Origin of the sequence: Streptomyces sp. NPDC048420, assembly GCF_040651535.1 — a bacterium.
Taxonomy (GTDB): Bacteria; Actinomycetota; Actinomycetes; order Streptomycetales; family Streptomycetaceae; genus Streptomyces.
Genome location: NZ_JBEZKG010000045.1, coordinates 36,393 through 45,397, shown reverse-complemented (window position 1 = coordinate 45,397; position 9,005 = coordinate 36,393). Strand labels below are relative to the sequence as shown.

Below are 9,005 nucleotides of genomic sequence, written 5' to 3'. Positions count from 1 at the left end.
CCCCGCAGGTGCATGCGCTACAAGCTCCACACCGCGATCATCACGGACGGCATTCTTGACAAGGCACCACCCAGCTAAACGCAACGGCGTTGCACATGGCGGGACGCCACCCTGACTCGCCGACCGTCGTGCCCCCGCCGCCCCGCTGCGGGGGCCTGCGCTCGACGGAAACAGCCTGCGCGGCGCCGCGAAAGCCAAGGGCCGCAGGATCCGTCAGTCCGCCGCGCCGGACCGCACCACCGGCCTTGGGCCGGCTCAGCTGGATGTCGGTGGAACGGTCGTGATGTTCAGCTTCCGGCGAGCCGTGCGGCGCGTCGGCGTGCGGCGGCCACGTGGTGGGGCGAGTCCCAGACGTGGGCGACCCGCTCGGCCAGGGCATAGGCGTCGGCCGCGGGCGGCCGCTCACCCATGAGCAGGTACAGGTCCGCGAGGGCGTGGGCGAGAGGTCGCGTGGCGTAGGCCCCGCCCGCCGTGCCGGCGAACTGCTCCTTCAGGGGCAGCAATTGCCCGATCAGCGCCTGCCCCGTGTCCCGGTCGTCCAGCAGGACCGAGAGTTCGCTGCGGTAGTCCAGCTCCTGGCGTCCCGCTTGACGCCTCCGGAGCCCCCGTCCTGGCCCGGACCCGCCCGGTGCCGACGGCCGACGGCTTCGCGGTGCGCCCGCCGGACGACTGCGCGGTGTCACCGGGCCCTGCCTCGCTGCTGGTGCACTGGCACGACGAGCGGATCAACAACATGCGCAACGCACTCGTCCGGGGGAAGCTGACCCGGGCCGGTGACGGCTGGCTGCTGGTTCCCGAGAAGGTCCTGGATCCCATGGGCTCTGGACGGCCGACAGACGCGATACGGGTGCTGCGCAGCACCCAGCGCGCCACCGACCGGTATCTGGAACGCCGGGGGCCTGTCCCGTCCCCCGGTGCAGTGGGACCGCTTCCGCACACTCGTGGCGCCCACCGCGCGGCCCGGCCCGGCGCACATGGACAACGTGATGCGCTCCCCTCGCCACTGAGCGGAACGGTGCGTCACCGAACCGGGCTCCCCGCTGTCAGACCCCGCCTGTAGCGTCGGATCATGTCCAACCTGTCCGTGGTCGAAGGCGTCCTGGAGCGGATCACCTACGCCAACGAGGAGAACGGCTACACCGTCGCCAGGGTCGACACCGGCCGGGGCGGCGGCGACCTCCTCACCGTCGTCGGTGCGCTGCTCGGTGCCCAGGTGGGGGAGTCCCTGCGGATGGAGGGGCGTTGGGGCTCCCACCCGCAGTACGGCAAGCAGTTCACCGTCGAGAACTACACGACCGTCCTGCCGGCCACCGTCCAGGGCATCCGCCGCTACCTCGGCTCAGGGCTGGTCAAGGGCATCGGCCCGGTCTTCGCCGACCGGATCACCCAGCACTTCGGCATGGACACCCTGACGATCATCGAGGAGGAACCCAAGCGGCTCATCGAGGTCCCCGGCCTCGGTCCCAAGCGCACCAAGAAGATCGCCGACGCCTGGGAGGAGCAGAAGGCGATCAAGGAGGTCATGCTCTTCCTCCAGACCGTCGAGGTGTCCACGTCGATCGCCGTGCGCATCTACAAGAAGTACGGCGACGCCTCGATCTCGGTCGTGAAGAACCAGCCCTACCGGCTCGCCGCCGACGTCTGGGGCATCGGCTTCCTCACCGCCGACAAGATCGCCCAGTCCGTCGGCATCCCGCACGACAGCCCGGAGCGGGTCAAGGCCGGTCTCCAGTACGCCCTTTCGCAGTCCACCGACCAGGGGCACTGCTTCCTCCCCGAGGAACAGCTGATCGCGGACGCGGTGAAGCTGCTCCAGGTCGACACGGGGCTCGTCATCGAGTGCCTCGCCGAACTCGCCGAGCCGGACGAGGAGACGGGCGAGTCCGGAGTCGTACGCGAGAAGGTCCCCGGCCCCGACGGCCATGAGGTCACCGCCGTCTTCCTGGTCCCCTTCCATCGCGCCGAACTCTCCCTCTCCGCCCAGCTGTTGCGCCTCCTGCGCACCGAGCAGGACCGGATGCCGGCGTTCCATGACGTGGCCTGGGACAAGGCGCTGGCCTGGCTGAAGGGGCGTACGGGTGTGGAGTTGGCCCCCGAGCAGGAGGCCGCGGTCAGGCTCGCGCTGACCAAGAAGGTCGCCGTCCTCACCGGCGGTCCGGGCTGCGGCAAGTCCTTCACCGTCCGCTCGATCGTGGAGCTGGCCCGCGCCAAGAAGGCCAAGGTGGTCCTCGCCGCCCCGACCGGCCGGGCCGCCAAGCGTCTCGCCGAGCTCACCGGCGCCGACGCCTCCACCGTCCACCGCCTCCTGGAGCTGAAGCCCGGCGGCGACGCGGCCTACGACAAGGACCGCCCGCTCGACGCCGACCTGGTGGTGGTCGACGAGGCCTCCATGCTGGACCTGCTGCTCGCCAACAAGCTGGTGAAAGCCGTCCCTCCAGGCGCCCACCTGCTGTTCGTCGGGGACGTCGACCAGCTGCCCAGCGTCGGCGCCGGCGAGGTCCTGCGCGACCTCCTCGCCGACGGCGGCCCGGTCCCCGCGGTGCGCCTCACGCGCGTCTTCCGGCAGGCCCAGCAGTCCGGTGTCGTCACCAACGCGCACCGCATCAACGCCGGACAGCACCCCGTCACCGACGGCATGAAGGACTTCTTCCTCTTCGTCGAGGACGACACCGAGGAGGTCGGCCGGCTCACCGTGGACGTGGCGGCCCGTCGGATTCCGGCCAAGTTCGGCCTCGACCCACGCCGGGACGTCCAGGTGCTCGCGCCCATGCACAGAGGCCCCGCGGGCGCCGGCAACCTCAACGGCCTGCTCCAGCAGGCCATCACCCCGGGCCGCCCCGACCTCGCGGAGAAGCGGTTCGGCGGCCGGGTCTTCCGGGTCGGCGACAAGGTCACCCAGATTCGCAACAATTACGAGAAGGGCACCAACGGTGTCTTCAACGGCACCGTGGGCGTGGTCACCTCGCTCGATCCGGTCGACCAGCGCCTGACCGTGCTGACGGACGAGGACGAGGAGGTGCCGTACGAGTTCGACGAACTGGACGAACTGGCGCACGCGTACGCGGTGACCATCCACCGTTCCCAGGGGAGCGAGTATCCCGCCGTGGTGATCCCGGTCACCACCAGCGCCTGGATGATGCTCCAGCGGAATCTGCTCTACACGGCGGTCACCCGGGCCAGGAAGCTGGTCGTGCTCGTCGGTTCACGCAAGGCGATCGGCCAGGCGGTGCGCACCGTGTCGGCGGGCCGCCGCTGTACGGCGCTGGACTTCCGGCTCGCGGGCCACTGACCCGGGTCAATGCCGAGCCTTCACAAAAAATGATCGATCAAATGAGTCATGTGGGTCACAGAGCTCTTCCGGAAGGGGGTAGGGGAGGGGCAGGATGAGCGAGTTGGCGGCACTCAGTGCCGCCGATACGCCCAACGGCCGACCCCGAGTGCACTCTCCTGCGCCAAATGGGGGATGGTAGAGACAGTCAGGGCAACCTCGAAGAAGAGGCACAACGTCGGTGAGGGATGACGTGAGCGACAACTCTGTAGTAGTGCGGTACGGCGATGGCGAGTACACCTACCCGGTGATCGACAGCACCGTCGGCGACAAGGGCTTCGACATCGGGAAGCTCCGCGCCCAGACCGGTCTGGTCACCCTGGACAGCGGCTACGGCAACACCGCCGCCTATAAATCCGCCATCACCTACCTCGACGGCGAGGCCGGCATCCTCCGGTACCGCGGCTACCCGATCGAGCAGCTGGCCGAGCGCTCCACGTTCCTGGAGGTCGCCTACCTGCTGATCAACGGCGAGCTCCCGACCGTCGACGAGCTCTCCGTGTTCAAGAACGACATCACGCAGCACACCCTGCTGCACGAGGACGTCAAGAACTTCTACCGCGGCTTCCCGCGTGACGCCCACCCGATGGCCATGCTGTCGTCGGTCGTCTCCGCGCTGTCGACGTTCTACCAGGACAGCCACAACCCCTTCGACGAGAAGCAGCGCAACCTCTCGACGATCCGGCTGCTCGCCAAGCTTCCGACGATCGCCGCGTACGCGTACAAGAAGTCGATCGGTCACCCGTTCGTCTACCCGCGCAACGACCTCGGTTACGTCGAGAACTTCCTGCGGATGACCTTCTCGGTCCCCGCGCAGGAGTACGACCTCGACCCGGTCGTCGTCGCCGCCCTCGACAAGCTGCTCATCCTGCACGCCGACCACGAGCAGAACTGTTCGACCTCCACGGTCCGCCTCGTCGGCTCCTCGCAGGCGAACATGTTCGCGTCGATCTCCGCCGGCATCAACGCCCTGTGGGGCCCGCTGCACGGCGGCGCCAACCAGTCCGTCCTGGAGATGCTGGAGGGCATCCAGGCCTCCGGCGGTGACGTCGACACCTTCATCCGCAAGGTGAAGAACAAGGAGGACGGCGTCCGGCTGATGGGCTTCGGCCACCGGGTCTACAAGAACTTCGACCCGCGCGCGAAGATCATCAAGGCGGCGGCGCACGACGTCCTCTCGGCCCTCGGCAAGTCCGACGAGCTGCTGGACATCGCGCTGAAGCTGGAGGAGCACGCGCTCTCCGACGACTACTTCGTCTCGCGCAGCCTCTACCCGAACGTCGACTTCTACACCGGCCTGATCTACCGGGCCATGGGCTTCCCGACCGAGATGTTCACGGTCCTGTTCGCCCTCGGCCGCCTCCCGGGCTGGATCGCCCAGTGGCACGAGATGATCAAGGAGCCGGGCTCCCGCATCGGCCGCCCGCGCCAGATCTACACGGGCGTGGTGGAGCGCGACTTCGTGCCGGTGGAGCAGCGCTGACACCTGCTGCATCGAGGGCGTCGCTTCGGCGGCGCCCGTTGCAGTGGTCGTAGAGACGAAAAAGCGGAAGGCGCCCTGGCGACGGTCCCCCCACGGGCCGGCGTCCAGGGCGCCTTCCCATGTCCCGGTGCGGATTCCCCCCACGGGATCCGGCCGGGCGTCTGAGAGACCAGCGCCTGAATTCGCTGTCTTTCCGGTACTGCTGTCACTGCGGTTGAGCAGAACGAGCGAAACTCCTCGTACTACTCCTGTGTGCGATCTGCCGGGACAACGCACGGTCGGGAGGGCCGCTCAAAGCTTCCCTATGCGCGTGCCCCGGCAACGCATCTCTGAGGAAGTCCCCCAAGACATCCTCAGATGCCAGCCAACGCCCCCCAAGACGTTGCCTGACATCGCCAACTTAGACCTTCGAACCCCTTCGATGGTTACGTTCACATCACTGTGATCTGCGTCTCTTGCATTTGTCCGTTAGGTGCGCAAGAGCCCGGATACGGTGAACGGGACCCAAGCGTAAGGACGATGCGCGAGTCTTGTGAAGAGCTTATGTGAGCGTGGCCTCGGACTCCAGAGGGGCCCGGCAATCGAATCCTCATCGGAAGCTTCGCAGCCGCAGGCTGTTGGTCACCACGAACACCGAGGAGAACGCCATCGCCGCCCCCGCGATCATCGGGTTCAGGAGGCCCGCCGCGGCCAGCGGCAGCGCGGCCACGTTGTAGCCGAAGGCCCACACAAGATTGCCCTTGATCACGGACAGGGTCCGCCGCGAGAGCCGGATCGCGTCCGCGGCCACCCGCAGATCGCCGCGCACCAGCGTCAGATCCCCCGCCTCGATCGCCGCGTCGGTCCCGGTCCCCATGGCGAGCCCCAGGTCGGCGGCGGCGAGCGCGGCCGCGTCGTTGACCCCGTCGCCGACCATCGCGACGACCCGCCCCTCACGCTGCAGCCGCCGTACGGCGTCCACCTTGTCCTCGGGCAGCACCTCGGCGATCACCTCGTCGATCCCGACGGCCCGGGCGACGGATTCGGCCACGACCCGGTTGTCCCCGGTCAGCAGCACCGGTGTGAGCCCCAGCGCCCGCAGTGACCGCACCGCCTGGGCGCTGGTCTCCTTGACCGCGTCCGCGACGGCGAGCACACCGTGCGCCACACCGTCCCACCCGACGACGACAGCCGTACGACCGCCCCGCTCGGCCTCTTCCTTCGCCCGGGCCAGCTCCACGGGCAGCACGTCGAGCAGCCGCCCTACGGCCACCTCGTGGCCCTCCACGCGCCCGCGTACACCCTTCCCGGGCACGTTCTCGAACCGCTCGGCGTCCGGCAGCGGCCCGAAGCGCTCCTCGGCGCCCACGGCGACGGCCCGGGCGACCGGATGCTCGGAGGCGTGCTCCAGGGCGCCCGCGAGCCGCAGTACCTGCTTCTCGTCCGCGTCCTCGGCGACGTAGACCTCTTGGAGCGTCATACGGCCGGTGGTGACCGTGCCGGTCTTGTCCAGGACGACGGTGTCGACGCGCCGCGTGGACTCCAGGACCTCGGGCCCCTTGATGAGGATGCCGAGCTGGGCGCCGCGCCCGGTGCCGACCATGAGCGCGGTCGGCGTGGCCAGACCCAGCGCGCACGGACAGGCGATGATCAGCACGGCGACAGCGGCGGTGAACGCGGCGACGGTGTCCCCGGTGGCACCGAGCCACCCGCCGAAGGTGGCGACCGCGATGAGGATGACCACCGGCACGAAGACCGCCGAGACCCGGTCGGCCAGCCGCTGCACCTCCGCCTTGCCGTTCTGCGCGTCCTCCACCAGCTGTGCCATCCGCGCGAGCCGTGTGTCGGCCCCGACCCGCGTCGCCGCCACGACGATCCGCCCGCCGGCGTTGACGGTCGCACCGGTGACGGCGTCCCCGACACCGACGTCCACCGGCACCGACTCGCCGGTCAGCATGGAGGCGTCCACGGCCGAGGCGCCCTCGACGACGGTGCCGTCGGTCGCGATCTTCTCCCCGGGCCGTACGACGAACCGGTCCCCGACACCCAGCCGCTCCGCCGGAATCCGCACCTCACGCCCGTCCCGCAGCACCGACACGTCCTTGGCGCCGAGGTCCATCAGCGCCCGGAGAGCCGCCCCGGCGTGACGCTTGGCGCGGGCCTCCAGATATCGCCCGAGCAGGATGAAGGCGATCACTCCGGCGGCGACTTCGAGATAGATCGTCGAGGCGCCGTCCATGCCGCCGACGGTGAACTCGAACCGCTCGCGCATCCCCGGCATCCCCGCGTCCCCGAAGAACAGGGCCCACAGCGACCAGCCGAAAGCCGCCAGCGTCCCGACGGAGACCAGGGTGTCCATGGTGGCCGCGCCATGCCGGGTGTTCGTCCAGGCGGCCCGGTGGAAGGGCCACCCGCCCCAGACGACGACGGGCGAGGCGAGCATGAGCGCGAGCCACTGCCAGTTGTCGAACTGGAGGGCGGGGGTCATGGAGAGCAGGATCACGGGGACGGCGAGGGCGACGGAGACGAGAAGCCGACGGCGGAGGGAGACGAGCTCGGAAGCCTCTTCCTGTGCGGGCGGCGAGGGCTTCTCGGCCGTGTAGCCGGTCTTCACGACGGTCGCGATCAGATCGGCGACCTCTACCCCGGCCGGGTAGCTGACCTTGGCCTTCTCGGTCGCGTAGTTGACGGTGGCACTGACCCCGTCCATCCGATTGAGCTTCTTCTCGACCCGAGCAGCGCAAGAGGCACAGGTCATCCCACCGATGACGAGCTCGACTTCGGAAGGTATGGAGGGGGTCATGGTGCAAACTCCGGGGGCGGTGATCAGGGGCGCGGGGCTGTGTCGATATGCGGCTCCGCCGCGTGGGCGCGACAAGCCACGACGAGGCCGTCAGCAGCCCGACGACCTCACGTGGCACTTCATGAGGCCCTTCTCAAGCCTTGCCGACGAGCTCGAACCCAGCCTCGTCCACAGCGGCCCGAACGTCCTCCACGTCGAGCGGCGCCGAAGAAACCACCGTCACCTCCCCGCTGGAAGCGACCGCTGTCACCGAGCTGACCCCGTCGATCTCGGAGATCTCCCCGGAGACGGCCCCCTCGCAGTGTCCGCAACTCATCCCACTCACCTTGTAGACGGCGGTGACGGAGCCGGCGGTGTCGGTCTGAGTGGTCATGTCGTTCTCCTGATGGCTCATGAGAGGTGTGCACGGTCTATGGTGCCCACTCTATACCCCTAGGGGGTATTCCTCCAAGAGGGGTCCCGCGAGGCCAGCGACCGCACCCATGTGACGCCGATCAGCGACACGAACACCAGCAGCCCCACCGAGACCAGCGTGAAGAGATGTCGCTGCTGGTCGGTGGGGTCCGCCAGGTGGCCCTGCGCGAACAGCTCCGTGTGCAGCCGCGTACTGTCCAGCCGTGCCACCAGCCACAGCGCGATCCCGTGTGTCGAGTCCCACAGCGCGTGCAGCAGTGAGACACCCGCATATGTGCCGACGACCGCACCGGTGAACCGGAACCGTCCGTTCACATCGCGACGGCTCAGCAGGACCCCGCCGACGATCGCCGTCCACAGACCGTGCCCGAAGGGGGCGAGTACCCCGCGCAGCATCTCTGTCTCCAACAGGGCCCGCAGGTCGATGCCCTCGGTGGTGACGGCGGCGTTGAAGGCGTACCCGGAGCTCTCCAGGGCCGCGAAACCGAAGCCGACGGTGGCGCCGAGCACGAGCCCGGCCCGCATCCCGCGCAACCGCGGCTGCCTGCGCAGCACGAACATCAGCGCGCCCAGCTTCACGGCCTCCTCGACGAGCCCGACGCCGACGAACATCCACAGGGACGGGCGCAGCAGATAGGACTCCATCGCCGAGGCGCCGAGCACGCCCAGGGTGCCGCCGGTCAGGAAGCAGCCGAGGATCACACTGACGCCGAGATCACGGCCGTGCCGCTCGTACGCCCACAGCACGAACGTCACCGGCACCACGAAGCTGCCGAGCAGGATCAGCGTCGGCAGCAGGGTGGTGTTCCTCGTCGCATAGGTGACGACCGTGGTCAGCGCCCACAGCGTGAGCCCGCCCCACAGGCAGTGCCGCCACAACCCCGCGCGGATCTGCGGATACGTCGGCGGCGGCTTCTGCGGTCCGGGGATGCGGGCCTGCGGCGCGCCAGGCGACGGCGAGTAGGTCACGGCGAATCCCCTCGTAATGGTGCAGGGAG

The 9,005-nt window shown here is 69.0% G+C and carries 6 protein-coding genes; 2 read left to right on the top strand and 4 right to left on the bottom strand.

Annotated features, from left to right (window positions below):
* Nucleotides 1-287: 287 nt before the first annotated feature.
* A complete protein-coding gene (locus AB0D34_RS44470; RefSeq protein WP_362673255.1) occupies nucleotides 288-683 on the bottom strand; it encodes a hypothetical protein in 396 nt (131 codons plus the stop codon).
* A gap of 386 nt (nucleotides 684-1,069) precedes the next feature.
* Between AB0D34_RS44470 and AB0D34_RS44465 the strand changes: the two genes are divergently transcribed.
* Both AB0D34_RS44465 and AB0D34_RS44460 read left to right on the top strand, forming a co-directional pair.
* The gene (locus tag AB0D34_RS44465) at nucleotides 1,070-3,289 is read left to right on the top strand and encodes an ATP-dependent RecD-like DNA helicase (RefSeq protein ID WP_362673253.1); all 2,220 of its coding nucleotides are present in this window, start codon (nucleotides 1,070-1,072) and stop codon (nucleotides 3,287-3,289) included.
* 232 nt (nucleotides 3,290-3,521) lie between these two features.
* Nucleotides 3,522-4,811, top strand: a complete 1,290-nt coding sequence (locus AB0D34_RS44460) for a citrate synthase (RefSeq protein ID WP_362673250.1) — start codon at nucleotides 3,522-3,524, stop codon at nucleotides 4,809-4,811.
* Nucleotides 4,812-5,400: 589 nt separating this feature from the next.
* Here AB0D34_RS44460 and AB0D34_RS44455 read toward each other — a convergent pair.
* The 3 genes from AB0D34_RS44455 to AB0D34_RS44445 all read right to left on the bottom strand — a co-directional run bounded on the left by AB0D34_RS44455 (nucleotide 5,401) and on the right by AB0D34_RS44445 (nucleotide 8,976).
* Nucleotides 5,401-7,593, bottom strand: a complete 2,193-nt coding sequence (locus tag AB0D34_RS44455) for a heavy metal translocating P-type ATPase (RefSeq protein WP_362673248.1) — start codon at nucleotides 7,591-7,593, stop codon at nucleotides 5,401-5,403.
* Nucleotides 7,594-7,726: 133 nt separating this feature from the next.
* Nucleotides 7,727-7,966, bottom strand: coding sequence for a heavy-metal-associated domain-containing protein (locus AB0D34_RS44450; protein WP_362673246.1), 240 nt, complete (start codon nucleotides 7,964-7,966; stop codon nucleotides 7,727-7,729).
* 59 nt (nucleotides 7,967-8,025) lie between these two features.
* The gene (locus tag AB0D34_RS44445; RefSeq protein WP_362673243.1) at nucleotides 8,026-8,976 is read right to left on the bottom strand and encodes a PrsW family intramembrane metalloprotease; all 951 of its coding nucleotides are present in this window, start codon (nucleotides 8,974-8,976) and stop codon (nucleotides 8,026-8,028) included.
* Nucleotides 8,977-9,005: the final 29 nt, after the last annotated feature.